At 56.3% G+C, this 26,586-nt stretch carries 23 protein-coding genes and 3 tRNA genes; 16 read left to right on the top strand and 10 right to left on the bottom strand.

Translation table 11 applies throughout. The features are described from left to right. Window positions 1-22: 22 nt before the first annotated feature. Window positions 23-1,414, bottom strand: a complete 1,392-nt coding sequence (locus tag AC2FH0_RS02400) for a divergent polysaccharide deacetylase family protein (protein ID WP_496788462.1) — start codon at window positions 1,412-1,414, stop codon at window positions 23-25. 193 nt (window positions 1,415-1,607) lie between these two features. Here AC2FH0_RS02400 and AC2FH0_RS02395 point away from each other — a divergent pair, with 193 nt between their 5' ends. From AC2FH0_RS02395 to lexA, 6 genes are all read left to right on the top strand, one after another. Then, window positions 1,608-2,189 (top strand): anthranilate synthase component II, encoded by a 582-nt coding sequence (locus AC2FH0_RS02395; protein ID WP_142633613.1) that lies wholly within the window; start codon window positions 1,608-1,610, stop codon window positions 2,187-2,189. Further along, entirely contained in the window at window positions 2,186-3,205 is a 1,020-nt protein-coding gene (trpD, locus tag AC2FH0_RS02390) for an anthranilate phosphoribosyltransferase (RefSeq protein ID WP_496708488.1), read from the top strand. Before AC2FH0_RS02395 ends, trpD begins: the two co-directional genes overlap by 4 nt. Then, window positions 3,202-4,014, top strand: a complete 813-nt coding sequence (gene trpC, locus AC2FH0_RS02385) for an indole-3-glycerol phosphate synthase TrpC (protein WP_282021215.1) — start codon at window positions 3,202-3,204, stop codon at window positions 4,012-4,014. Before trpD ends, trpC begins: the two co-directional genes overlap by 4 nt. Further along, window positions 4,014-4,487 carry a cyclic pyranopterin monophosphate synthase MoaC gene (gene moaC, locus AC2FH0_RS02380; protein WP_496708489.1) on the top strand — a complete coding sequence of 158 codons (474 nt, stop codon included), beginning with the start codon at window positions 4,014-4,016 and terminating at the stop codon, window positions 4,485-4,487. Before trpC ends, moaC begins: the two co-directional genes overlap by 1 nt. Beyond that, entirely contained in the window at window positions 4,484-5,656 is a 1,173-nt protein-coding gene (locus tag AC2FH0_RS02375; RefSeq protein WP_496788460.1) for a molybdopterin molybdotransferase MoeA, read from the top strand. The genes moaC and AC2FH0_RS02375 overlap by 4 nt, the downstream gene beginning before the upstream one ends. Window positions 5,657-5,733: 77 nt before the next feature. Further along, window positions 5,734-6,432 carry a transcriptional repressor LexA gene (gene lexA, locus AC2FH0_RS02370; RefSeq protein WP_282021212.1) on the top strand — a complete coding sequence of 233 codons (699 nt, stop codon included), beginning with the start codon at window positions 5,734-5,736 and terminating at the stop codon, window positions 6,430-6,432. A gap of 3 nt (window positions 6,433-6,435) precedes the next feature. Here lexA and AC2FH0_RS02365 read toward each other — a convergent pair whose 3' ends face one another. Next, window positions 6,436-8,451: a ComEC/Rec2 family competence protein gene (locus AC2FH0_RS02365; RefSeq protein WP_496788458.1), complete on the bottom strand. Its 2,016-nt coding sequence runs from the start codon at window positions 8,449-8,451 to the stop codon at window positions 6,436-6,438. Window positions 8,452-8,529: 78 nt separating this feature from the next. Here AC2FH0_RS02365 and gltX point away from each other — a divergent pair, with 78 nt between their 5' ends. Together gltX and gltA are read left to right on the top strand one after the other, a co-directional pair. Then, entirely contained in the window at window positions 8,530-9,930 is a 1,401-nt protein-coding gene (gene gltX, locus AC2FH0_RS02360) for a glutamate--tRNA ligase (RefSeq protein ID WP_496688195.1), read from the top strand. A 121-nt stretch (window positions 9,931-10,051) separates the two neighbouring features. Then, window positions 10,052-11,347 carry a citrate synthase gene (gltA, locus tag AC2FH0_RS02355; RefSeq protein WP_142633596.1) on the top strand — a complete coding sequence of 432 codons (1,296 nt, stop codon included), beginning with the start codon at window positions 10,052-10,054 and terminating at the stop codon, window positions 11,345-11,347. 53 nt (window positions 11,348-11,400) lie between these two features. On the opposite strand, the gene AC2FH0_RS02350 is transcribed toward gltA, so the two are convergent. Then, on the bottom strand, window positions 11,401-12,486 hold the full coding sequence (locus AC2FH0_RS02350) for a PA0069 family radical SAM protein (protein ID WP_496691186.1): 1,086 nt from the start codon (window positions 12,484-12,486) through the stop codon (window positions 11,401-11,403). A gap of 280 nt (window positions 12,487-12,766) precedes the next feature. On the opposite strand from AC2FH0_RS02350, the gene AC2FH0_RS02345 reads away from it, so the two are divergent. Continuing rightward, a complete protein-coding gene (locus AC2FH0_RS02345) occupies window positions 12,767-13,465 on the top strand; it encodes a corrinoid protein (RefSeq protein WP_271947279.1) in 699 nt (232 codons plus the stop codon). 154 nt (window positions 13,466-13,619) lie between these two features. Further along, on the top strand, window positions 13,620-14,282 hold the full coding sequence (locus AC2FH0_RS02340) for a DUF1638 domain-containing protein (protein ID WP_496788456.1): 663 nt from the start codon (window positions 13,620-13,622) through the stop codon (window positions 14,280-14,282). Here the strand turns inward: AC2FH0_RS02340 and AC2FH0_RS02335 are convergent. Further along, on the bottom strand, window positions 14,279-14,689 hold the full coding sequence (locus AC2FH0_RS02335) for a SufE family protein (RefSeq protein ID WP_142633588.1): 411 nt from the start codon (window positions 14,687-14,689) through the stop codon (window positions 14,279-14,281). The genes AC2FH0_RS02340 and AC2FH0_RS02335 overlap by 4 nt on opposite strands. Window positions 14,690-14,828: 139 nt before the next feature. On the opposite strand from AC2FH0_RS02335, the gene AC2FH0_RS02330 reads away from it, so the two are divergent. Then, entirely contained in the window at window positions 14,829-15,353 is a 525-nt protein-coding gene (locus AC2FH0_RS02330; protein WP_271947285.1) for a hypothetical protein, read from the top strand. 6 nt (window positions 15,354-15,359) lie between these two features. Here the strand turns inward: AC2FH0_RS02330 and rnd are convergent, their stop codons facing one another. From rnd to purM, 3 genes are all read right to left on the bottom strand, one after another. Then, complete coding sequence (gene rnd, locus AC2FH0_RS02325) at window positions 15,360-16,517, bottom strand: ribonuclease D (RefSeq protein ID WP_496688199.1); 1,158 nt, start codon at window positions 16,515-16,517, stop codon at window positions 15,360-15,362. Between the two features lie 113 nt (window positions 16,518-16,630). Continuing rightward, window positions 16,631-17,227, bottom strand: a complete 597-nt coding sequence (purN, locus tag AC2FH0_RS02320; RefSeq protein ID WP_496695576.1) for a phosphoribosylglycinamide formyltransferase — start codon at window positions 17,225-17,227, stop codon at window positions 16,631-16,633. Further along, window positions 17,224-18,270: a phosphoribosylformylglycinamidine cyclo-ligase gene (purM, locus tag AC2FH0_RS02315; protein WP_496788454.1), complete on the bottom strand. Its 1,047-nt coding sequence runs from the start codon at window positions 18,268-18,270 to the stop codon at window positions 17,224-17,226. Before purM ends, purN begins: the two co-directional genes overlap by 4 nt. A gap of 107 nt (window positions 18,271-18,377) precedes the next feature. Between purM and AC2FH0_RS02310 the strand changes: the two genes are divergently transcribed. After that, a tRNA-Ile gene (locus tag AC2FH0_RS02310) sits at window positions 18,378-18,454 on the top strand. Between the two features lie 245 nt (window positions 18,455-18,699). Here AC2FH0_RS02310 and AC2FH0_RS02305 read toward each other — a convergent pair. After that, complete coding sequence (locus AC2FH0_RS02305; RefSeq protein ID WP_142633580.1) at window positions 18,700-20,019, bottom strand: ATP-binding protein; 1,320 nt, start codon at window positions 20,017-20,019, stop codon at window positions 18,700-18,702. A gap of 44 nt (window positions 20,020-20,063) precedes the next feature. On the opposite strand from AC2FH0_RS02305, the gene AC2FH0_RS02300 reads away from it, so the two are divergent. From AC2FH0_RS02300 to AC2FH0_RS02285, 4 genes are all read left to right on the top strand, one after another. Beyond that, entirely contained in the window at window positions 20,064-20,978 is a 915-nt protein-coding gene (locus tag AC2FH0_RS02300; protein WP_496788452.1) for an MBL fold metallo-hydrolase, read from the top strand. An 80-nt stretch (window positions 20,979-21,058) separates the two neighbouring features. Beyond that, window positions 21,059-21,133: transfer RNA gene (locus AC2FH0_RS02295), tRNA-Asn, on the top strand. Window positions 21,134-21,260: 127 nt separating this feature from the next. Next, window positions 21,261-21,335, top strand: a tRNA-Asn gene (locus tag AC2FH0_RS02290). A gap of 317 nt (window positions 21,336-21,652) precedes the next feature. Then, a complete protein-coding gene (locus AC2FH0_RS02285; RefSeq protein WP_496788449.1) occupies window positions 21,653-23,116 on the top strand; it encodes a flavin-containing monooxygenase in 1,464 nt (487 codons plus the stop codon). A gap of 83 nt (window positions 23,117-23,199) precedes the next feature. Here AC2FH0_RS02285 and AC2FH0_RS02280 read toward each other — a convergent pair whose 3' ends face one another. Continuing rightward, complete coding sequence (locus AC2FH0_RS02280; RefSeq protein ID WP_496708497.1) at window positions 23,200-24,819, bottom strand: long-chain-fatty-acid--CoA ligase; 1,620 nt, start codon at window positions 24,817-24,819, stop codon at window positions 23,200-23,202. A 151-nt stretch (window positions 24,820-24,970) separates the two neighbouring features. Further along, the gene (gene pgi, locus AC2FH0_RS02275; protein WP_496788447.1) at window positions 24,971-26,584 is read right to left on the bottom strand and encodes a glucose-6-phosphate isomerase; all 1,614 of its coding nucleotides are present in this window, start codon (window positions 26,582-26,584) and stop codon (window positions 24,971-24,973) included. Window positions 26,585-26,586: the final 2 nt, after the last annotated feature.

The raw sequence follows: 26,586 nt of genomic DNA, 5'->3' as shown, positions 1-26,586 counted from the left end.
TCGGGGAAGGATGTGATCGGGCTTATTGTGCCCCTTGCATCATCACCGCCGAAATAGGCGCCATTGCTACGCGGCCTCCGCGATCTTCCAGACCCCAAAGCAGCAAGGCGGATATGGTATCCGGGCGCAACCGGCCCAACATGACAACAGTGCCCTCCTGCCCGGCCCGGAACGCAGCCTGGTCCAGGAAACGTCGCATGATTTTTGCATCCTGCCGCGCGCCGTCGATATCTCTGAAGATTACCGCAGACGGAATTCCATTACGGGAGGCCAACTTCTGTACCGTGTTGAGCCCGTTATCCTGAGTGATCAGTCCTCGACCCGTTCCACCGGCGATGGCGGCGACCTGATCCGCCAGTTTCCGGTTACCCTGGATGCCGGATCCATCACCTTCAAGAATTCCTACCGTTTCGGGCAACGCTTCAAGCCACACCGAAAGCGATACTTCAGCATCCTGTGCGCTGGCCGCCTTGGGCAGGTCAGCAGTGACCATCACTTCGAACCCGGCCGCCCGATGTCGAGCCATTTTCTCAGCTGCATCGGGGTCTGATGGGCGCACCGCAAACGTAAGCGGATATGGGAAATCCTGAAGCGCCTCGGCGCCATATGCACCTTCATCGTCAATCAGAATGATCGACATGAGGGGTTTGGAATCCGGATTGTCAAACTTCTCTGCGAAGGCCTCGATCGGTTTACCTACAGGAACCTCTTCCTGCGGATCTTGGGCTGTTTCATCATCTCGTTCAGTCAAAGGCACTACACGACGCCCGATAGTGGTATTTCCCGACGAGTTGTCCTCTGCGCCGATCTGCGGAACTGAGGCGATACGCGGTAGCGGCTGACTGGGCAGCGTGTCCTCGTCCCCTTCCACTGCGATTGGGTTATCCTCCGGATTCACCTCCAGCTCGATTGATTCCGAAGGCGAGACTTCGGGCAAGGGCTCGGCAAGAGCAACCTGATCAGCCGGTGGCTCAGGGGCATCTTCTGCGGCATCTGGGCTGAGGTCGGCAAGCGGCGCAGGCTGAACGGGGACAGGCATTCGCGGAACGACAGGGGCCTCACTCGAGATGCTTACGGAATCCGCCTCGCTCGGTGTTGGCGCTTCGACCGGAACGCTTACGTCATTCACTACCGGCTGGCTGTCCGGGGCGTTCTCAGCTTCGGATAAACCGGCCAGAGAATCCTCTTCTTCGACTTCATTCTCGGGCGTCTGCGCAGGGAGTTTGAGCAGATTGGCATCTGCACCCGCCTCAGCGACAACCTCGGAGCTCTCCGACGTCTGCACTGGTGCAGGTTCTGGTGCGACTGTCGCTATGGACGGCTTTTTCGACAGCGGCGCGTTGAGCGATAAGACTGCCCCCAGCACCACAACGACAACTGCGCCTGCGATCATTCCGCCGACAAATCCGCCCATAATATTTGCCTCTCGCCTTAGTCCTGCTGCCTTGCCCTTGCACCATCTGTTGTGGCACCTGCCTGCTGGACCGCCAAGTTCGGGATGCACCCTTGACGCTGCCCCACAAGCCTGAGCATGTATGTGCCAACACTATACCGTGGCCTTGGGTTGCATCGCCAGCCCGAAATGCCCAACACGAGACAAGAGCCAAATGCTGCTGCTGATCGACAACTACGACTCATTTACCTACAACCTGGTACATTATTTAGGCGAACTTGGCTCGGAAATGGTCATTCGAAGGAATGACGCGCTGGACGTGCAAGAAGCGATGGCCATGAACCCCGCTGGCATCCTGCTCAGCCCTGGCCCTTGCGACCCTGACCGGGCAGGCATTTGCCTTGCCCTGACCGAGGCAGCCGCCGAAACACGGACGCCTTTGTTGGGTGTCTGCCTTGGCCATCAGACCATAGGTCAGGTTTTCGGTGGGAAAGTCACGCGTTGCCATGAGATTGTGCATGGAAAAATGGGAACAATGCACCACACCGGTAAAGGTGTGTTCGCGGGCCTGCCCACGCCGTTTGAGGCGACGCGCTATCATTCGCTGATTGTGGATCGCGATACCCTGCCCGATTGCCTGGAGATTACGGCGGAATTGGAAGATGGCACCATAATGGGCCTCCAGCACCGCGAACTGCCCATTCATGGCGTACAGTTCCACCCGGAATCCATCGCTTCCGAGCACGGCCACGCGTTGCTCAAGAATTTCCTGTCCGAGATGAAAGTTCCCGCATGAGCGACGCCCTGAAACCGCTGATCGGAGTTGCCGCCGACCGCCCCCTGACACGCGCCGAAGCGGAAGAAGCCTTTGGGATCCTGTTTGACGGCGCCGCAACACCCAGCCAGATCGGCGGGCTTTTGATGGCTATGCGCACACGCGGTGAGACCGTCGATGAATATGCCGCCGCCGCTGCCGTGATGCGTGCAAAATGCAATGCAGTTCAGGCACCAGCTGGCGCGATGGATATCGTAGGCACCGGCGGTGACGGCAAGGGAACGCTGAATATCTCGACAGCGACCGCCTTTGTGGTTGCGGGTGCCGGTGTCACCGTGGCCAAACACGGCAACCGGAACCTGAGTTCTAAATCCGGAGCCGCAGATGCGCTAGGTCAGCTGGGTATCAACGTTATGGTCGGCCCGCAAACCGTTGAAAATGCACTGCAAGATGTCGGCATCGGATTCATGATGGCCCCCATGCATCACCCGGCGATTGCGCATGTCATGCCCACCCGGCAAGAGCTCGGGACACGGACGATCTTTAACATTCTCGGTCCGCTGACCAATCCGGCAGGCGTCAAGCGGCAGTTGACCGGAGCCTTTAGCCGAGAGTTGATCCGCCCGATGGCCGAAACGTTGGGCCTGCTTGGGTCCGAACGCGCATGGCTGGTGCACGGATCGGACGGCACAGACGAATTGACCATCACGGGTATCAGTTGGATTGCGGCCCTCGAAGACGGCACAATTAAAGAGGTCGAGCTTCACCCAGAAGATGCAGGGCTGCCGGTACATCCCTTCGAGGACATTCTCGGCGGAACCCCCGAGGAAAACGCAGTAGCCTTCCGAGCTCTTCTAGACGGTGAGGCCTCCGCCTATCGCGATGCAGTATTGTTGAATGCCGCAGCAGCCCTGGTCGTCGCAGAGGCCGCTGCTGATCTGCGCGAAGGTGTCGCAAAAGCCGCTGAAAGTATCGACAGCGGAAAAGCCAAAGACAAGATCGCGGCCCTGGCCCGCATTACTCAGGAGGCCGCATGACCGAAACGGTTCTGGACAAAATCAAAGCTTACAAGCTCGAAGAGGTCGCTTCGGACAAGGCCAATAAGTCTCTGGAAGCTGTTGAAAACGAAGCAAGATCAGCCTCTGAACCGCGCGGATTCGCATCGGCGTTGCAAATGGCTGTACGTAGCGGGTACGGGCTGATTGCAGAAGTCAAAAAAGCCAGCCCCTCCAAAGGTCTGATCCGCGCTGACTTTGATCCACCAGCACTTGCACAAGCTTACGAAGAAGGCGGCGCTGCCTGCCTTTCCGTGTTGACCGACACGCCCAGCTTTCAGGGTGCCAAAGAGTTTCTGGTTCAGGCACGCGCAGCCTGTTCTTTGCCGGTTCTACGCAAAGATTTCATGTACGATCCCTATCAGGTGGCCGAAGCCCGCGCTCTTGGGGCGGATTGTATTTTGATCATCATGGCATCGGTTGATGACAGCCAGGCGGCTGAGTTGGAACAGACCGCCTTTGACTGGGGCATGGACGTTCTGATTGAAGTTCATGATGAAGCCGAGCTGGAACGAGCAACGCAGCTCAAAAGCCCGTTGATTGGGATAAACAACCGTAATCTCAAGACCTTCGAGACCACTCTTGATACGACACGCCGCCTGTCAAAACTAGTTCCCGCTGACCGGACCATCGTTTGCGAAAGCGGGTTGAGCACACCAGCAGACTTGGCCGATATCGCCCGTTACGGTGCGCGTTGTTTTCTAATTGGCGAGAGCCTGATGCGTCAGGAAGACGTCGCAGCAGCGACACACGATCTGCTGTCGCGTCCGCTCAGCCCGGGTGTGATGTGATGCCGCTGACTCACTTCGATGCCCAGGGACAGGCTCATATGGTCGATGTGTCGAACAAGCCCATCACGGATCGTGTCGCCGTCGCAGCGGCTCGTATCACGATGGCACAAGATACGTTCGACTTGATCGCAGAAGGTCGCGCTAAAAAAGGTGACGTCTTGGGGGTGGCACGTCTGGCCGGAATCATGGGGGCAAAGAAGACACCCGATCTGATCCCGCTATGTCACCCACTGCCAGTGACCAAAGTTACCGTAGACCTGACACTGGACCCAGAATTACCCGGCATACAGGTACAAGCAACCGTCAAGACATCTGGTCAAACCGGCGTGGAAATGGAGGCGCTGACTGCGGCCTCAACTGCCGCACTGACCATATACGACATGGCCAAAGCCGTCGATAAGGCAATGGAAATTAGCGGCATTCGCGTCTTGCTAAAAGATGGTGGTAAGTCAGGCCGTTACGAGGCGAAATGATAACCGTTGAAAGCGCCCGGGCGCAGCTATTCGATCTTGTAAACACCCTCCCCTCGGAGACGGCTCCCTTGATGGATGCGGCGGGTAGAGTACTGGCCGAGAATGTAGCAGCCACACGCGATCAGCCGCCATTCGCTTCGTCTTCTATGGATGGCTACGCGGTAAAGTCGACCGAGGTCGAGCTGCACGCCATGTTCAAAGTCATTGGCGAGGCTGCGGCCGGTCGGCGATTTGACGGTCAGGTTGGACCCGGACAGGCGGTTCGGATCTTCACTGGCGCCCCTATTCCTGAAGGTGCAGATTTTGTTGTCATTCAAGAGGATGTTGATCGCCGAGGTGACCTAATCACCATTTCTGATCTGCCGGGCCCTAAATCCAACATTCGTCCAAAAGGCGTCGATTTCGAAATTGGCGCCAAGATGTCGGCCCCACGCCGTTTGCGCCCCGAGGATCTGGCGCTTTTGGCGGCGATGAATATCCCCATGGTGCCGGTTGCACGTAAACCCGTGGTCGCGCTGATCGCAACCGGGGATGAATTGATCATGCCCGGCGAAACACCGGGACCGGATCAGATAATCGCCTCAAACACCTTTGGTATCAAAGCCTTGCTAGAGGATGTTGGAGCGCATGTGCGGGTTCTGCCCATCGCCTCTGACACGGTTTCGTCCCTCGAGACCGCCTTTGCCCTAGCAGCCGACGTTGATTTGGTGGTTACGATCGGCGGTGCCTCGGTTGGGGATTATGATCTTGTCTCTCAGGTCACCACCGCACTGGGGTTGGAGCGGAGTTTTTACAAAATCCGCATGCGCCCCGGCAAACCGCTGATGGCCGGTCGCTTGGGCGATAGCGTGATGGTTGGACTTCCGGGTAATCCGGTCAGCGCAATGGTTTGCAGCTATCTGTTTCTTGCCCCGATGATCCGTAAGATGCTGGGCCTGGAACAGGTTCTGACCCCGCTTCAAAGCGCCAATTTAACTGAGGCTATCCCAGCGAATGGGCCGCGCGAGCATTACATGCGCGCTATCGTGACTGGTGATGGAATTAAAGCCTGCCAAAACCAGGACAGTTCGCTGCTCAGCGTGCTTGCCGAAGCAAACGCGCTTTTGGTTCGGCAACCCAATGACCCGGCACGCCTGGCCGGAGACGAAGTGATGTTCCTTCCGATCTGAGTCCCTACAAGATCATTGACACAAAACGTGAACATGCGTAGAACAAAAGAAAACGCATGAGCGACGAGGTGTGAGCAATGCTGACCAAGAAGCAGTTGGATTTGTTGGAGTTCATCCATAAACGCGTTCAGGCGGATGGCGTCCCCCCAAGTTTCGATGAAATGAAAGCTGCGCTGGACCTGCGGTCCAAATCCGGCATCCATCGGTTGATCACAGCGCTTGAAGAACGCGGCTTTATCCGTCGTCTGGCCCATCGTGCCCGTGCCATCGAAATCGTCAAACTTCCTGAAAGCCTGGGAGGAGAGCCAACAGTCGCTTTCAAACCCCGTGTTATCGAAGGTGACAAGCCCGAAGGCAAACGCCCCGCGAATTTCGAACCAGTGACCGTAGACGCAATGGAATTGCCGGTCATGGGACGCATCGCAGCAGGTGTTCCGATCGAGGCGATCAGCCATGTCTCGCACCGCGTTGCCGTCCCCGGAAGCATGGTTTCCGGCAGAGGCGAGCACTACGCACTTGAAGTACGCGGCGATTCGATGATTGACGCTGGCATCAACGACGGCGATGTGGTCGTCATCCGCGAAACCTCCGCGGCTGATAATGGCGATATCGTTGTCGCGCTGGTCGAAGATCAGGAAGCAACGCTCAAACGGTTCTATCGGAGAGGTCAGGCGATAGCGCTTGAGGCTGCCAACCCGGCCTATGAAACGCGTGTACTGCCCGAAGATAAGGTCAAGGTTCAGGGCCGTTTGGTTGGGCTGATCCGAAGCTATTGATCTTTAGTTGTCTGGCGACCACAGCCTTTTGCCTATGACTTCGGCACTGGTCATTACGTTTCCGCCGGACAGTGCAATACTTCCTGTCTTGTTCAACAACTCGGGATCAATCACCATACAGGTGCCGGACAGCTGGACCGGAACAGCAGAGATGACGATTTGGTCATCTCCACATTCGCTGAATTCGCGCGCAGATCGTTTGCCAGTGAGGTGAATCAGCTCTTTGCCCTGCCAGAAATATCTTTGCGACAAATCTTTCCCATCGGGCCAGCGATTTGCGGCAGTTTTCTGGCTCGCGCCGTCTCCGTCGTTTTCAAGCCATACGGTTGCAATAAATTTGCTGCCCTTTTCCTTGCTCAGCGCGCGCCCCTGATCAGTCATCACACCAACTAACCCACCGGAGTCTGCGACCAAAACTTCCGGACGGTTACCCTGCCCCCAAAGCGCAATCGCCACCATGCAAGGTGCGACGCCGACCCACCTTGCCCCACCGCGCCACAAGGCGATCCAGAGCGCGCCCAATGCAAATATGGGCAAGACGTAGGACGGTGGACTGACCACGTAACCTTGCGCACCTTCCAGTCTCGAGATCCAGTCTGAAACCGCCAGAATCCATTCCAACCCTGCCCCCATGACCGCCAGCCCAATCCACTCAAGCCCGAATGGCGCCAGGATTGCGGCAATAACGGCCGCAGGAACCACGACGGTTCCCATCACCGGGACCGACAGCATATTCGCAACCAGCCCATAGTGAGACAGTGAATTGAAATGCGCCGCCCCAATCGGTGCGGTGGCAAGCCCCGCTATGGCAGATGACATCAACACCCCGATAATGGGCCGTAGCCATTTTGGCCCGAAAGCAGAACCGAAACCGCGTAAGGCTCCGAAAACGGCCACCAGTGCCGTTGTTGCAGCAAAGGACATCTGAAAACCGGGACTTAACAGAGATTCTGGTCGCAACGACAGCACGATAAGGGCAGCGACGGCCACCGCGCGTAGCGAAATTGACCTTCTGTCGATCAAAATGGCCCCCAGCATTACGCTGACCATGATAAAGGCCCGCTCTGTTGCGACATTCCCGCCAGACAGCAATAGATAAACAACCGCCGCGACCAAGGCGCAAACCGCTGCAATCTTGCGGACCGGAAGTCTAAGAGCGAGCACCGGGACAGCAGACAGCGTGACCCTGCAGATCAGATAAACAAAACCTGTCAGCAACCCCATATGCAATCCGGATATCGCCAACAGATGAGCCAGATTAGATGCCCGTAGATTGTTCAGCGTTTCCTGCCCCATTCCGCTGCGATCACCCGTCGTGACAGCCGCGGCGAAACCTCCGACCTCTCCAGGCAGCAATGCGCGCACATGTTCAGAAATCGCCATCCTCCACGCCGTGATGCGGAGATTGGTCCTGTCCGGCGGGGCAACCGACAACACCGGTACGCGCGTGTATCCGACCGCCCCTAAACGCTGAAACCATGCGTGGCGACGGAAATCGAAACCGCCGGGCTCTACCGGCCCCTGAGGCGGCGACAGATGACCTGTTGTCATGATCCTTTGCCCAGGAACCAGCGCGACATCCCCACCATGCAGGGAAAGTCGGACGCGCCGCGGTCGTCGATCCAAGGGCACGTCCCCTAATCGCACCCGATCGAGCGTCACCCGCAGCGCATCCGACGCAGAGCGGTCTATGGCGACAACACGTCCCTCGACCGGGCCATAGTACCGCCAAGACAGAACCGGCTCTGCCACCGTATGGGCACGTGCGCCGGCCAGGATAAACCCGGCAGCGATCAGCGTCCCCCCGATTGCCAACGAAGCCCAGCCAGACCGCGATTTGCGGGCCATCCCCATAGCCGCAACAATCACCGCGCTGAAACAAATGTAAATCTGCCACCCCGGCTCGAACCGGAGCGCGAAATACAGGCCGATGCCAATGGCCAAGCACACTGGTGACCACTGAAACAAATAGCCTGTCTGGCTCAGCAATGCGGTCTCGACCCGTGCCAGAACACGCATGGTTGCCCCCGTCCTTCGGGCTCGTTAGACAGGCGCCAAGTTAAGCCCGACACGGTTACCAAAAGGTTAATCCACACTATGTCCGATCAGGTCGTCACCCGTTTTGCACCTTCACCCACTGGTTTTCTTCACATCGGCGGCGCGCGCACTGCATTGTTCAACTGGCTCTTTGCTCGGGGACGTGGTGGCAAGTTCTTATTGCGGATTGAAGACACGGACCGCGAACGCTCAACCCCAGAGGCTACTGCAGCAATTCTTCAGGGGATGTCCTGGTTGGGCCTGGACCATGATGGCGATGTGATCAGCCAATTCGAAGGCGCCCCGCGTCATGCTGAAGTGGCACATCAGCTGCTGGCGGACGGCAAAGCCTACAAATGTTTTTCGACCCAGGACGAGATCACAGCCTTTCGCGAACAGGCGCGTGCAGAGGGAAAATCGACACTGTTCCAGAGCCCCTGGCGCGACGCTGACCCTTCGACCCAACCTGACGCCCCATATGCGATCCGCATAAAGGCACCGCGGGACGGGGTCACCGTGATCCGCGATCAGGTTCAGGGCGACGTGACAATCCGCAACGATCAGTTGGACGACATGATCCTGCTGCGCTCGGACGGAACACCGGTTTATATGCTGGCGGTTGTTGTGGATGATCACGACATGGGTGTGACCCATGTTATCCGGGGCGACGATCACCTGAATAATGCCGCACGCCAGATGATGATCTATGAAGCCATGGGTTGGGATGTTCCGGTCTGGGCACATATTCCGCTGATTCATGGCCCGGACGGCAAGAAACTATCCAAACGTCACGGAGCTTTGGGTGCCCAAGAATATCAGGCGATGGGGTACCCGGCCGCGGGTATGCGCAACTATCTAGCCCGTCTCGGCTGGAGCCATGGGGATGACGAATTCTTTACAGATGAGCAGGCGAAAGAGTGGTTCGATCTGGCTGGAATCGGTAAAAGCCCTGCACGGTTCGATCTGAAAAAGCTCGAGAATCTATGTGGTCAGCATATTCCAATCACTGGCGATGCCGCGTTGCGGCAGGAAATTCAGGGATACTTGGCGGCGGCGGGACTGCCCGCTCTCACCAATGCACAATCAGGTGATCTGGAACGTGCGATGTATTGCCTCAAGGATCGGGCACGCACATTCCCGGAACTCCTTGAAAAAGCGCATTTTGTGCTGACGTCACGCCCGATTAAACCTGATGAGAAGGCTGCAAAGGCGCTGTCCTCTGTATCCGACGGTATACTGAGTGAATTGACGCCGCACGTGCAAAATGCTAGCTGGACCCGGAACGAACTGGAGAGTGCCCTGAACTCGTTTGCAGAAGCGAAAGGGCTAAAGTTTGGCAAGCTGGCAGGGCCGTTGCGCGCTGCATTGGCTGGTCGGGCTGTAACGCCTTCGGTTTTTGATATGATGCTTGTGCTTGGGCGGGATGAAACCCTGGCACGGCTCTCCGACGCAGCGACATAACCAAAGGTTTCACATTTGGGTAACGCTGCTCCGCTAACACCCGGGCTGCGCCCCAGTGCGCAACCGTTGCCCGCCGAAACGGACGACGATCCGTTTCACGTATGAATGAGGAAGGGACATTATGACCGACAGCAATAAATCAGCCACTTTGACCGTACATGGTAAAACATACGAGTTGCCGGTTCATTCGCCTACCGTGGGACCTGATGTCATCGACATCCGCAAGCTGTACAGCGAAGCGGATGTGTTCACCTATGACCCCGGCTTCACATCGACCGCCAGCTGCGACAGCACCATCACCTATATCGACGGCGAAAAAGGTGAACTGCTGCACCGTGGCTATCCGATCGACCAGTTGGCCGAGAAATCGCATTTCCTCGAAGTGTGCTACCTGTTGCTTTATGGAGAGCTGCCGGCGGCCAAGGAACTGGAAAAGTTTGAAACCACGATCACCCGCCACACCATGCTGCACGAACAGATGCAATATTTCTATCGTGGCTTCCGCCGTGATGCGCATCCGATGGCGATCATGGTTGGTGTCGTGGGCGCGATGTCTGCGTTCTATCACGATTCGACCGATGTTTCCGACCCGCATCAGCGTGAGGTCGCATCCCATCGTCTGATCGCCAAGATGCCGACCATAGCTGCCTGGGCTTACAAGTATCACACCGGTCAGCCTTTCGTGTACCCGCGCAACGATCTGGATTATGCGTCAAACTTCCTGCGCATGTGCTTCAGCGTCCCTGCCGAGGAATATGAGGTGAACCCAATCCTCAGCCGCGCGATGGACCGCATCTTTACTCTGCACGCGGATCACGAACAGAATGCCTCGACTTCGACTGTGCGTTTGGCCTCGTCCTCGGGGGCGAACCCGTTTGCGTGTATTGCCGCTGGTATCGCGTGTCTTTGGGGCCCTGCCCATGGCGGCGCAAACCAGGCCTGCCTTGAAATGCTGGAAGAAATTGGCACGGTTGACCGTATCCCGGAATTTATCGCCCGCGCCAAAGACAAGGCTGATCCGTTCCGCCTGATGGGCTTTGGTCACCGCGTCTATAAGAACTTTGACCCGCGCGCCAAGGTTATGAAGCAATCCGCCGACGAAGTGTTGGATCTGCTGGGGATTGAGGACAATCCCAAGCTGCAAGTCGCCAAGGCGCTGGAAAAACAGGCACTGGAAGATCCGTATTTCTCCGAAAAGAAACTGTTCCCGAACGTGGACTTCTATTCAGGGATCATCCTCGAGGCGATGGGTTTCCCGACATCGATGTTCACCCCGATTTTCGCACTGTCGCGCACCGTTGGCTGGGTCAGTCAGTGGAAAGAGATGATCGCAGATCCACAGAACAAAATCGGCCGCCCGCGCCAGCTCTATCTGGGCGAAACCAGTCGCGATTACGTGGACATCGAAAAACGCTGATTTCGATCCCCAACAAACCAAACAGCCCCGGACCAGAATCCGGGGCTGATTTGTTAGAACAGCGTCAACTGGTCCCCGGCTTGGGGCGGGATATCGAACAAATCGCACCGCAGCTTCGGGGTGCGCGTTGCAAGGCCCAGTCGCTTTACAGCCAGTGAAAACCGTTTAGCCACCATCTCGGCATATTCGCCCTCACCGCGCATTCGGTGGCCCCAACGCGGATCATAGTCCCTGCCCCCGTGCATTTGCCGAAGCTTGGACATGACTTTTTCGGCGCGCGTTGGCTCTTGCTCTTGCAGCCAGGTTTGCCAAAGTTCCGAAACTTCGCGCGGCAACCGCAGCATAATCCAGCTTGCTGCATCCGCCCCGGCATCCCTGCCCGCCTCTAACAGGCTTTCCATCTCATGATCTGTCAAACCGGGAATTGAAGGAGAGGTCATGACCCGCACCGGAACCCCCGCTTCGGTCAGCCTGCGAATGATTTTCAGGCGCCGATTTGGCGCGGGCGCCCGTGGCTCCATTCGGCGCGATAAATCCGCATCCAACGTGGTCAGAGATATCCCGACCCGAACCAAACCCTGTTCCGCCATCTGTGCGAGCAGATCGAGGTCACGTTCGATCAGTGCCCCCTTGGTCACAATCGCAACCGGATGGCGAAACTCTGTAAGCACCGACAAACAAGACCTTGTGATTCCCAGGTTTTTTTCAACTGGCTGATAAGGGTCGGTATTGGTTCCAATCGCAATCGGCGCAACACTGTAACCTTTCGCAGAAAGCTCTTTGCGAAGAAGCTCGGCCGCATTGGGTCGGGCAATCAAGCGCGTCTCAAAATCCAGCCCCGGCGACAGACCCAGATAGGCGTGGCTGGGCCGTGCAAAGCAATAGATGCAGCCGTGCTCGCACCCCCGGTAGGGGTTGATCGAACGATCAAATGGCAAGTCGGGGGAGCGGTTATAAGTGATTATGCTGCGTGCCGTCTCGTGCCTGACTTCAGTCCGCAACGGAGGAAGATCGTCATCATACCCCCAGCCGTCATCGCAGGGGATTGTGTCAAACCGTTCGAATCTGCCTGCCGTATTTTCCGTGGCTGCTCGCCCCTTGGCAATGGCCGAAGGAAGGTTTGTTCTACTTTTGTTCATGCTATTTGGTATATGGAATATCGACCGGTCCGGCAAGCGGCACATTTACCTTGCTGAGGCATCATCAGAACCCCAATCAGGCCCTGAACAATTGGTGCATTTGAACGAATTGCAGGATGTTCATGTGTAAAATGACGTCGAGATAACGACAAATTTGGCCTATAGGTCGGTCTCGGAACTGCCAAGGTCGCAATCGTCACAGTAGTATTACGGCGAAATGGCCAAAACGGAAAAAATGCCACCACGGGCGCAAGGCCCGAACAGCTCAGGGAAACGCCCCATGTCCGATGAAGAAGACATCGTCCTGTCCGAACTGAACGACGACGAACTGGTCGAACAGATGTTCGATGACCTTTACGACGGTCTGAAAGAAGAAATCGAAGAAGGTGTGAACATCCTGCTGGAGCGCGGATGGACACCTTATGACATCCTGACCAAGGCACTGGTCGGCGGCATGACGGTTGTGGGCCACGACTTCCGTGACGGCATTCTGTTCGTACCCGAGGTCTTGCTGGCCGCAAACGCAATGAAGGGCGGCATGTTTATCCTCAAGCCGCTGCTGGCCGAAACCGGCGCACCGCGCGTTGGTAAAATGGTGATCGGCACTGTTAAAGGCGACATTCACGACATTGGCAAAAACCTGGTGTCAATGATGATGGAAGGCGCCGGATTCGAGGTTGTTGATATCGGCATCAACAACCCTGTCGAAAACTACCTCGAAGCGCTTGATACTGAACAGCCCGATATCCTGGGCATGTCGGCCCTGCTGACCACGACCATGCCGTATATGAAAGTCGTGATCGACACCCTGATCGAACAGGGTCGTCGCGACGACTATATCGTGCTGGTTGGCGGTGCGCCTTTGAACGAAGAGTTCGGCAAGGCGATCGGCGCTGATGCCTATTGCCGTGACGCGGCCGTAGCTGTTGAGACGGCAAAGGATTTTGTCTCGCGCAAGCACAATCAGCTGGCGGGTTGATCGACATCTAAGCCATTACAAGGCCGTCCGGTTTTCGGGCGGTCTTTTTCATTTATTCACCCTACCCTGATCCGAAGCCGACATTATGTGTCGAATACGGGCTTGCCAGCCACCGAATAAGCCGATTTTCTAGATAACGAGAAAGAGGCGCGAAATGACTCAGGACCAACTTCCCGACGACGCCAGCCTGACAACGCAGGGCTATTCAGACCATCACGGCGCAGGGCGCATTCTGTTGCTGGCCTGTGGTGCTCTGGCGCGGGAAATCCTGGATCTCAAGCGCCGCAATGGCTGGGATCATATGGAACTGACCTGCCTGCCCGCCATCTTGCACGTCCACCCGGAACGGATCACGCAGACGGTGGAAGAGGCCGTTGCCAAACACCGCGACCAATACGATAAAGTTTATGTCGTCTACGCAGATTGCGGCACCGGTGGCCTGTTGCAGAAGGCCTGCGAGGAGATGGGCGTGGAGATGATTAAAGGGCCCCACTGCTATTCTTTCTTCGAGGGGAACCAGGTCTTTGAAAATCGCGGCGAGGATGAAACTACAGCGTTCTACCTAACAGATTTTCTGGCACGTCAATTCGATGCCTTCGTCTGGAAGCCGCTGGGGCTGGATCGCCACCCCGAGCTTAGGGAAATGTATTTCGGCAACTACACGAAACTGGTTTATCAGGCACAGACTGATGATGCGGTTCTGACCGAACGGGCCAAGGAGTGCGCAGACCGAATGGGCCTGGCTTTCGAGCGCCGTTTCACCGGTTATGGTGATCTGCAATCCACGCTGAGCGACTGGGCCAGCCGCCCGCTTTAGGCGGCCTCTATCGCGACCTCGCGGATACGGTCGATCATCGCCCTCAAACCGTTAGATCGTTGCGCGGAAAGATGATCGTTTAACCCCAGCCGCGCCAGTTCGCCTCCTGCGTCAACCTGCGGGACTTCTTGAACCGGCAGGCCGTTATATAGGGATCGCAGAACCGCAATCAGCCCCCTCACGATCAGAGCATCACTGTCGCCGTCAAAATGAAAGGTCCCTCCCTCGACACTGGGATGCAGCCAGACCTGGCTGGCGCAACCATGGACTTTGGTTGCAGGCACCTTCAACGCATCATCCAATGGCGCCATCGCTTTCCCCTGCTCGATGACATGGCGGTACCGGTCTTCCCAGTCCTCCAGGAATTCGAAATCTTCGACGATTTCTTCAAAAGCAGGTGTCGCCATCTCGGGGCTGTCCTCTCATTGGGTTCACATTTTTGAACTATGATCCTGACCAGCATCTGTCCAGCCCCCCACGTGGCTTTTCAAACCCGGAAAAGTGCGATAACTCATTGCCATATAGACTGCTCTGGGTGTTGTGACGATGAAGAAATCACTGTCTGTTCTTTTGGCTGCTGCCTTGACCCTGTCGGCTTGCAGCGCTTGGCGTGATTCTCGGGTCAACCCGACAAACTGGTTTGGGTCCAGTACTCCGGCACCCTCTGAAGTCTCGGTGAACGATGCAAATGCGCTGGTTCCCCAGACAGACGATGGTGTTGGCCTGTTTTCCAAGAAGCCACCCGAGGATAAGAGCTTCCCGATCGCCAAGATCGAAGAATTGCGGATCGATCCAATTCCGAATGGAGCTATCGTTTACACGACTGGGATTGCTGCAAGGCAGGGTGCATATAATGCGCGGCTTGTTCGTGTTGAAAGCGAAGAGAATGCAAAAAACGGCATTCTCGAATTCACGTTCCGTGTCGACTACCCGTCATATGCGACAAGCCAGGGGACCGAACGGTCCCGAAGGGTATCCAATGCAATCAATATCAGCCGAGACGAGCTTGCAAACATTCGGCTGGTCCGTGTCAAAGGGGAACAAAATGCCCTGGAATCCCGCCGCAGATAATTCCTGCTAAAGCTCTACGACCGTGACGGTCTGCCCTTTAGCTGCCAGGGCGATTTTGCCATCGCACAGTTTCAGGGCATCTTCGCCGAATACCTCGAACCGCCAACCGGACATTGCAGGTAATTCCCGTTCACCGGCTGCGATCTGATCCAGTTCGGAACTGGTAGCAATCAGTTTGGCGGCCACGCCCGAGCTTTCCGTTTTTGATTTCAGCAGCACCCGCAATAGGTCGGCAAGCGCAGGATTTACCTTCAACTTGTCACGGCTGGTATCAATCTTGGGCAATTTTTCTGGTGGGCAATTAACACCCTTTTTGACGGCGGCCAGAATCCCATCCGCAATGACCCCTTTGCGGGCCTCGCGCAGCAGCAGGCGCGATCCACCCAAATCTGAGAAAGATTTCGGCTTGGTCGATGCCAGTTCGATCAGCGCGTCATCTTTGAACACACGGCTGCGCGGTACGTTGTTTTCCTGCGCATAGGCTTCGCGGAACTCGGCCAACTCGCGAACAACGGCCAGAAACTTGGCCGAGTTCGTCCGGGTTTTGATACGCTTCCACGCGTTTTCGGGCTGGATCTCATAGGTGCCGGATTGCGTCAGCGTGCGCAGCTCTTCGGCGACCCAATGGCTGCGCTTGGTTTTCGTCAGCTCGGCCGCCAGATATTCATAGATTTTCCGCAGATGCGTTACATCCGCCAGCGCATAGGTCTTTTGCGCCTCGGACAGCGGGCGGCGTGACCAGTCGGTGAATCGAGAGGTCTTGTCCACGCCTTCCTTACAAATCTTGCGCACCAGGGTTTCATAGCCAACCTGCTCGCCAAATCCGCAGACCATAGCAGCGACCTGCGTGTCGAACAGAGGGTTGGGGAACACACCCGCCTCAACCCAGAAAATCTCAAGATCCTGACGGGCTGCGTGAAATACTTTGACCACGCTTTCATCGGCGAAGAGCTCGTACAAAGGCTCCAGAGTCATCCCTTCGGCCAACGGGTCGACCAAAACGGCGCTGTCTTCGTCGGGCGACGGGACCGCCAGTTGAAGCAGGCAAAGTTTTGAATAGTAGGTCCGTTCGCGCAGGAACTCGGTATCTACGGTTACGTAATCAAAGGCCGCAGCCGCTTTGCAGAAATCGGCCAGCTCTTGCGTCGTCGTGAGGGTTTTCATTCGTGGTGCTATTCTTGCTTTTGTTTTTAATCACCCGTCAGTCCTACACGTTTCCGGGCCGTCGGGCGAACCATAGGCCGAATGGCAACCGCGTGTAAATCACCCCGCGGGATTCACGGCAAAAGCACCGGCGTGCGGTCATTTCCGGCAAAGCGGCGCAATACGGCCGGATAAAGCCTGTGTTCGTAGGTCAGAACGCGCGCCGCCAAAGTCTCAGGAGTGTCTCCAGCCTCAATATTCAGGCGGGCTTGCCCCAAGATTGGGCCATCGTCCAGCGCTGCGGTCACTTCGTGAACCGAGCATCCATGCTCAATATCACCTGCTGCAATCGCACGGGCATGGGTGTTCAGACCCTTGTATTTTGGCAACAGTGACGGGTGGATGTTCAGCATCCGACCCTGAAAGCGCGAGACGAAATCACCGGTCAGCACCCGCATGAACCCAGCCAAACACACGATGTCCGGTTGTGCTTGCTCTAACGGTTTCAGCAGCTCGGCCTCAAAAGCTGCGCGGTCGCCCTTGAATGGCCGGTGATCTACGGCTGCCGTTGCAATTCCCCGATCAGCTGCCTTTTTCAGTCCCCCAGCCTCAGCATCGTTCGACAAGACCAAACAAGGTCTGGCCGGATGGTCACCGGTCATGCTGTCGACCAGAGAGACCATATTCGACCCCCCGCCTGAGAGCAGAATGGCGACGCGCTTATGGCTCACTGCAATTTGCCCGAATAGGCCACTCCTGCGGTGTCGGTTACGGTGCCAATCCGCGAAACCGTCTCACCAGCTTGGGCCAGCAGTGCGGACAGGTCGTCGGCCTGCTCTGCGTCGCAAACCACGATCATGCCGATGCCGCAGTTGAAAGTCTTGAGCATCTCGGATTCAGCAATACCGCCGGTTTCTGCCATCCAGCGGAATACGGGTGGCAAATCCCAGGAGTTCAAGTCGATCTGGGCACCCAGCCCTTCGGGCAGCACCCGTGGCAGGTTTTCGGTCAGGCCACCGCCGGTGATATGGGCGAGCGCATGCACCCCGCCTGTCCGGATCGCCTGTAGCGCAGGTTTCACGTAAAGGCGCGTCGGGGTCAGCAGTGCCTCGCCCAGCGATCCATCCCCAAAGGGCGATGCCGCATCCCAACCCAAGCCCGAGATCTCGACCAGCTTGCGCACTAGCGAATAGCCATTGGAATGCACCCCGTTTGAGGCCAGCCCAAGCAACACGTCACCCTGTTGAACATCTGCAGGAAGGTGTGCGCCGCGCTCCATCGCACCGACTGAAAACCCGGCCAAATCGAAATCACCATCGGGATACATGCCCGGCATCTCGGCAGTTTCGCCGCCAATCAATGCGCAATCCGATTGAACGCAGCCTTCGGCAATGCCCTCAATGATCCGTGCGGCGGTCTCGGTATCCAGTTTGCCTGTGGCGAAATAGTCGAGGAAGAAAAGTGGCTCGGCCCCCTGACAGATCAGATCGTTGACGCACATGGCCACAAGATCGATACCGACGCCATCGACCAGGCCTGTATCAATCGCGATCCGCAACTTGGTGCCAACACCGTCGGTGGCGCCGACAAGAATCGGATCCCGATAACCTGCATCCTTCAGGTCGAACAATGCGCCGAACCCGCCCAGCCCGCTCATCACACCGGATCTATTGGTCCGCTTGGCAGCAGGTTTTATCCGGTCGACCAGAGCATTCCCCGCATCAATATCAACGCCCGCATCCGCGTAGGTGATTCCGTTTTTGCCTGCTGTCATGGCCAACCTCTTTTGAATGGTTCCCGCGCGGGTTAGTCGATTGTTGGAGATGTTGCAACGGTCAGGCTTGACGCGGGCGTTCACCATGATAGGCAAAGCGCCTAGGCGGGCCTGTAGCTCAATTGGTTAGAGCAGAGCGCTCATAACGCTTTGGTTGGGGGTTCGAGTCCCTCCGGGCCTACCAAAATCCGCAAATTTACCTTTAAAAACAACGCTCGATCGGCCCGAAAATAGAGAGAGATGCTCCACGACCTAACAATAGGTTGCGAGGCAAGTGCCCCACGATTTCAGGACATATCTTCGATTCCCGCCCGGGATATCCCGGTAACTTTTCAGGCGCTTGAATCAGTTTATCGGTCACTGAACATCCGACAATCCAAGATGAACTCACACCAGATTTGGCAGAGCAGAGGTCCGGTGCACGATGCTCTAGCGACCGATGATAATATCGGCACACAGACCGCCCAGATGTTCGCTTTTGCCCAATCGAAGCACGCCGCCATGGGCTCGGGCGACATCTGCCACAATGGCCAACCCCAGACCAACACCGCTGCCCCGATTCTGGTTGCGCGCAGGATCCAATCGCGAGAAAGGTTTGACCGCTTCGGTGCGCTGCTCGGGCGGAATACCCGGACCATCATCTTCGACGCGGATACGCAGCGATTTGGAGGAGACCGACAGGCTGATCTCAGCGCGATTTCCGTACCTGACCGCATTCCCGATCAAGTTCTCTACCGCGCGACGAATAGCCGTCGGGCGCAACATCGCGGTTCCTGCGCCATCAACCTTTACCAATTCGACCTTATGCCCTGCCCTGCACGCATCCTTGACGATCTGCCGAAGGAACCTCTCAGGGTCTACGGATTCCGGCGCCACCTCTGCCGCTCCTTTGGAAAAGTCCAAAAACGCGTCCAGCAATAGCTGCATTTCATCCACGTCCTGTTGCAATGGCGCTGCCTCACCTTCGGGCAACAAAGACAGCCCAAGCTTGAGACGCGTCAAAGGCGTTCGCAAATCGTGGCTGACACCGGACAGCATCATGGTGCGCTGCTCCATCTGACGCTCAATCCGGGCGCGCATATCCAGAAACGCACTGCCAGCGGCCCGCACCTCGATCGCGCCGCCTGGCGAATAAGGAACAACCCGCCCGCGTCCGAACGCCTGTGCAGCCTCAGCCAGACGGGTGATCGGTCGTAGCTGGTTGCGCATGTACAAAAACGAAATGGTTGTCATGATGATCGCAAAGAACAAGACGGTCACAATCAACTGATGCGGCGCGGTTGGGGACAATCGCCGACGGTCGAAAGTTAGCTGCAATACACCCAAATCCGTCTGCAGATACAATCGAGCCTCCTGCCCGCTTGGCAAGGCGACCGCTACAAGATCGGGAAGCAAAGCGCGCAACTCGGATTCGACTTGAGGTGCAATGAAATCATACCAGCGGCGATTCCCGATGACTGGCGTTTCGTTTATCCCGAGAAACCGCAGTTTCATATCAAGCGCGGCCAGATCGGGCCGAAGTTCGGCCACCGCCTGATGCTGCGTTTCAGAATGTTCTATCACATCCGTAACCAGCGTAACCTCACGCGATGCGGCACGAGTCATTTGCGCGGTGACATCTTCCAGGTGCTTTTGCAAAAAGGCGACACTAATCACCAGCAGCATCACCACCACCGGCAAAATGAGAATCAAAGCCGCCCGTGCGTACAGGCTGCGCGGCATATAAAGTTTGAGCCATTGCGTCGTCATGGGTTAAACCTAACGGGCTGTTCAGACGAGAGAAAGAGTGCAGAATGCAAGCACCGGACGATTTCAATCCAATGCCAGGTCGAGATGACGAGTTACAACCGGGCCTAAGGCGGATTCTCGCCCCCAACCCGTCTCCGATGACATATCGCGGCACCAATACATACTTGCTTGGCCAAACCGATCTTGCGGTGATTGACCCCGGCCCTGCCAATGCGGACCATCTGGATGCAATCCTGAACGCGGTTAAACCCGGACAACGGATCAGCCACATCATTGTCACACATTCTCATCTGGACCACTCTCCGCTTGCTGCACCGCTGGCCGAACGAACGCAAGCAAAGATCATTGCTTTTGGAGGCCCCGAAGCAGGCCGCAGTGAGGTGATGGCCGAATTGGCCAATCAGGGGCTCGCAGGCGGAGGTGAAGGGATCGACACGGCGTTCCGCCCGCATATCGAAGTCGAAGATGGAGATGTAGTCGCCGCCGAAGGGTGGCAGTTGAATGTGATCCATACGCCTGGTCATCTTGGTAACCATATTGCGCTGGGTTGGGGGGATGTCTGCTTTACCGCCGATCATGTGATGGGTTGGGCCAGTTCATTGGTGTCACCACCTGATGGTGATCTGACCGATTTCATGGCGGCTTGCGAAAAGCTAGGACAACATAACTGGTCAGTATTCCACGCAGGGCATGGCGCACCGATTAACGACCCTGCCAAAAGGCTCGATTGGTTGATCACCCACCGGCGCGCCCGGGAAAAACAGATTCTGTCCGCATTGGAAACCAGGCCAGGAACCGCCCGGGAATTGGCCGAGCGAATCTATACCGAAACCCCCGCTGCCCTGTTGCCCGCTGCCGAACGGAATGTATTCGCCCATCTCGTTGATCTTACATGCCGATTTCTGATTGCACCGCAGTCAAAATTATCCGTCGGCGCGATCTTCGCCAGAACCCCATAGATGCCGAGGTAATTTTTTTTCCAAAACCGCGCTTCCCCTCTGGACGGCGAAATTTCGGGTTGCTATATGGCGCGAACCGTTCCGGCGTAGCTCAGCGGTAGAGCAGTTGACTGTTAATCAATTGGTCGTAGGTTCGATCCCTACCGCCGGAGCCAATACCCCCAAAACACACCGCAAATTATCATGGATGCCCGCCTTCGCTGTGTGCACGTTTTTTCGACGAAAAAACTCACGCCCCCCACTGGACGCCGAAGAGTCGGGTTGCTATACGGCGCGAACCGTTCCGGCGTAGCTCAGCGGTAGAGCAGTTGACTGTTAATCAATTGGTCGTAGGTTCGATCCCTACCGCCGGAGCCAATCTTCCAAAATCTTTACGACTATAGAAACACCCTGCTTCAGGCCGTTCGCCATAACTCAGGGCAGATGATAAACGGTTTCAAAGGTTCATCTTCTAATTTTTCCATTCCCTTCAACCCAAAGTTGAGGGATAAGTTCCCAATTACATTTGCATTGAAGGACTTAGTCTGGGCCCAAGTTATTAGCAGGCTCAGGTGAACTTGAGATAAATTGAAAGAAGATTTTATGCCGGTCACGCTTGTCCCAAAGCCAAACCAGGCAGATCAGAAACGCCACTGACAAGTCGCGAAACGGACATACGAGCATAAGGAAGTATCATGAAGCAGGTGAACTGTTTGATCATAGGTGCTGGCTTTGGCGGCATTGGTATGGGCTACCAGCTCAGACAAGCGGGAATCGACAGTTTCGCAATACTCGACAAGGCCACTGATTTTGGGGGCACTTGGCAGCATAACACCTATCCCGGTGCGGAATGCGATGTGCCCTCGCATTTGTATTCTTACTCTTTCAGCAAAACGCCGGACTGGAGCCGAAAATGGTCGGGACAGAAAGAGATTCTGGATTACATCCGGGATTGTGCGGAAACATTCGGAGTGATCGCGCATTTACGCCTTGGCTGCGCCGTCACTTCAGCAAGCTTCGATCCGACAAGTGAAATGTGGACTGTAACGACCAAGGGCAATGGAGATGAAACCTATCTCTGCCGCCACGTGGTTTGCTCGGTTGGTCAGTTGCACTTTCCCAACCGTATTGGGATACCGGGGATGAAGCTCTTCGGGGGAACCATATTCCATTCTGCCGAATGGCGCCATGATATCGACCTGAAGGACAAATCGGTTGCTGTGATTGGAAATGCAGCCAGCGCGCTGCAGTTCATCCCAGAGATCGCCAAACAGGCAGACATTCTGACAGTTTATCAACGCACGGCAAATTGGGTCATGCCCAAAGGCAACAAGACCTATGGCGAGAGCTTCAAGTCGCTGATGCGTTCGATGCCCTTCCTTCAAAAACTTTATCGCTTCCGCCTTTGGGCCGAGAATGAATTCAAGATCTTTCCAGTCATGAAAGGATCGAAACTGCACGAGATGCTGATGCAGAACATACTGAACCGGCATCTGGAAAAGACGATATCGGACCCAAAACTGCGCGAGGCGCTTCGGCCCAAATACCCGCCCGGCGCGCGTCGCCTTTTGGTCTCGGACAGCTACTATCAGACCCTGAACCAGGACAAGGTTGAGTTGGTGACGGAGGGAATCGACTGTTTCACCAAAGATGGGATCAAGACCACAGACGGTACCGAACGCAACCATGATGTGGTCATTCTTGGCACCGGGTTCCAATCCAACCCCTTCCTGCAAGCTATTGATATCAAGGGACGTGATGGTATCTTGTTGCGCGATGTTTGGGATAAGGGTGGTGCGCGGGCCTATCTTGGTATTTCGGTTCCCAAATTCCCCAATCTGCACATTATTTACGGACCAAACACAAACCTTGGCCACACGACGGTACTGGCCATGATCGAAGCGCAAATCGGTTTTGTCATCCAACTTATCAAGGCGGCCGATCACGGCACGATCGAAGTAAAACCTGAGGCGGCATTGCGTTTCGATGACGAGATGCAACAGCGTCTTGCCAAAAGTCAGTGGGCGCGGATCAAGCGCAGCTATTACAAAGATGGCGAGCGGATAACCACCAACTGGCCAGGCAGTTCGTTCGAGTATTTCAGGCGCACGAGGAAACCCAAACTGGCAGATTTCAGGCGTGGAACTTCAGAAGGCTGAGGGGCTATAGATCTACGTTCGCCGCGAAGTCAGAAAACCCGGCAAACCATCTCGCTTGTGTCTGCCAGACCAGTGATCTTGCGCTAGGTACTCAGCAGACCTTTGAAGTCTTCCCGCAGGTTGCGTTTCAGGATCTTGCCAGTCGCGTTCAGTGGCAGCGCGTCCACAAAGACTACCCTGTCCGGGATCTGCCACTTGGCTATCTTACCACCAAAAAACGCCAGCAATTCTTCTTCGCTTGGGTTTGCCCCCTCGGCTTTCACCGCCACAAGAACGGGCCGTTCGTCCCATTTCGGATGCGGCACACCTACAACGGCTGCGCCTGCCAGCTTTGGATGTGCCACCGCGATATTTTCGAGCTCGACCGAACTGATCCATTCACCGCCGGACTTGATGATGTCCTTTGAGCGATCTCGGATCGTCATATACCCGTCCGGGTCCAGTGTCGCCACGTCGCCAGTGGCAAACCAACCGTCTTGCAGCAGACCCTGATCCTGCATCATGAAATAGCTGTCCAATACCCAGTATCCGCGCACCATCAGGTCTCCCTGTGTTTCACCGTCGCGCGGAAGCTCATTGCCCAGATCATCAACGATTTTCAATTCGACCCCATAACAAGGACGGCCCTGACTTTCCCGAAGCCCATACTGCTCTTCTTTGGGCAGTTTTCCATGTTTCGCCAAGGGCTGGTTCGCGGTTCCCAGCGGGCTCATCTCGCTCATCCCCCAGGCGTGGACTGTATCAACACCGTAGGTTTCGCGGAACGTCTCGATCATCGACGGCGGACATGCGGCCCCACCAATAACTGTGCGCTCAAGACTGGACAGTTGACTGCCCGACTTCTTGGCAGAGGCCAGCAGACCCTGCCAGATCGTCGGCACACCCATGGCCAGTGTCACGCCATAGCTGTCAATCAAATTGACCAATGCCTCGCCATGCAAATCTGGTCCCGGCAATACCATCCGAGACCCCGACATCGCGCAAGCGTACGGCGATCCCCAAGCGTTCACATGGAACATCGGTACAACTGGCAGTACCACATCCATCGCCGAAAATCCGATCACGTCACGCGTGTTGGACCCAAAACTGTGCAAAACTGTCGAGCGATGGGAATAGAGCACCCCTTTGGGGTTGCCGGTTGTGCCCGAAGTGTAACAAAGGCTTGAGGCTGTGTTTTCGTCCAGCCTCGGCCATTGAAAGCCGGAATCACCGGTTTCGATCAGCTCATCATAGAACTGCACCCCTGGAACCTGCGCGATTGCGTCATCATTCCGCGGACCCATTAACACGAAATGCTGCACCTCTGTCAGTTGGTCCTTCAAAGCGGCGACAAGCGGGATGAATGTGGCGTCGAAAAACAGAACCCGGTCCTGCGCATGATTGATGATATAGGTCAGCTGCTCTGGAAACAGCCTGGGGTTTACGGTGTGGCAGACGAATCCAGCACCCGAAGTGCCATAGTAGATTTCCAGATGGCGGCGGTTGTTCCATGCCAATGTCGCTAGCCGAGCGTGCGGTTCCAGCCCAAGACCTAACAGTGCAGAGCCCAATTTTCGCGCGTTCTCGGCGACTTGCGACCAGTTTGTTTCAGTCAAACTGCCGTCAGTTTCGACAGAATAAATCTCGGTTTGGCCATGATAGCGATCGGCATGCTCGATCAGTGACGAGATCAGCAACGGTTGCGTCATCATTTGTCCCAGCATGGACATCCTCCCTGTGTCGGGGCCGCTTTTTGCAGCACCTTCTTGTTTGCCACGCATCTTTGACTGTTGGCGCGGTCAAAAGAAATCCTGCCAAGCATTTAATTGTCTGACAATAGAAGAATGCGTCATGCAAGGGCTGCAAAGCTGGCTTTTATTCGGTTTCCCGGTGCAACATGGCATAGGCAACAAGGGCGGCGGTTGACCCGTCTTTGGTCTCGGTACCTTCTGCACCGTCCACGATTGGCCCCAGTGAAGTCGCCAGTTCCTTGCCCAGTTCAACGCCCCACTGGTCAAAAGAGTTGATCCCCAACAGGACCCCTTCGACGAATACGCGATGCTCGTACAGGGCGATGATCTGCCCCAGAACAAAAGGCGTTAGCTTGGGGTACATCAGCGTGGTCGAGGGACGATTGCCAGCAAACACCCGATGTCGGGCCTGACGTTCGCATTCTTCACCCGTCAACCCTTTGTCGGCCATGCGCTGCCGCGCCTCGTCCAGCGATCGGCCGCGCATCAGCGCCTCGGACTGGGCCAGACAGTTGGCCAGCAGCAGACGGTGATGGTGGGTCAGCTCGGGTTCATGTCCCTCGGCAGCGACCATGAATTCGCAAGGGATAACGTCTGTGCCCTGATGGATCAGCTGATAAAACGCATGCTGACCATTGGTACCAGGCTCACCCCAGACCACCGGACCCGAAGGAATGGTCAGCGCACTGCCGTCCATGGCAACGGATTTGCCATTCGACTCCATCTCGAGCTGCTGAAAATATGCGGGCAAGCGCAGGAGACGCTGATCGTATGGCAGCACGGCCCGGCTGGCATATCCCAGAACCTGCCGATGCCAGACACCAGTCAAAGCCAACATCACCGGCATATTCTCGGACCAATCGGCGGCGCAAAAATGCACGTCCATTGCCTGTCCACCACGCAAAAACGCGTCAAAGGCCGTCGAGCCTACGGCAATCATCACCGGCAGGCCCACAGGCCCCCAAACCGAATAACGCCCCCCGACCCAATCGGCGAAACCAAACACGCGCTGTTCGGGAATGCCAAAGGCTTGAGTCTTGTCCAAAGCGCTGGAAACCGCAGCAAACTGTCGGGCCGGCTCCCCACCGCCATCGACCATCCAGGCGCGCGCGGTGCGGGCATTGGTCATGGTTTCAATGGTCGTGAACGTCTTGGACGCGACAATCACAAGTGTCCGCGTCGGATCCAACTGCCGTAGAACATCGGCAATATGTGCCCCGTCTACATTCGAGACATAGTGCAGCCGCGGCCCGTCGTGATACGGAGCCAGCGCATGCGTGGCCATAACCGGTCCCAGATCAGACCCACCAATTCCGATATTCACCACATCGGTAAAGCTGCCCCCTGCCCCGGACACGGCCCCCCCACGGACCTCTTCGGCAAAGACACGCATCCGCTGCAGCGTATCCAGAACGCCAGGCATGACATCCAGACCATCCACGTCGACCGGACCGCCATCCAGATTCCGCAATGCCGTATGCAGAACCGAGCGTTCTTCGGTTTCATTGATCTTGGCACCCGCAAACATCGCGTCGCGCCTGTCGGCAAGCCCCGCCTCGTCGCATAGGCGGATCAGGGCTGCGCGAATATCTGCGTCAATCTGCGTCTTTGAATAGTCAAACAGCATATCGCCCGCTGAGGTCGAGAAAACCTGTGCCCGATCCACGTCTTGTTCGAACAAGTCCAAAATGGAACGACCGCCATCTGACGCAAATGCCTTGAGAGTATCCAGGTTCATAA

The organism is Ruegeria sp. CDSC051 (assembly GCF_059610665.1).
This window is presented reverse-complemented; position numbering and strand designations above follow the sequence as displayed.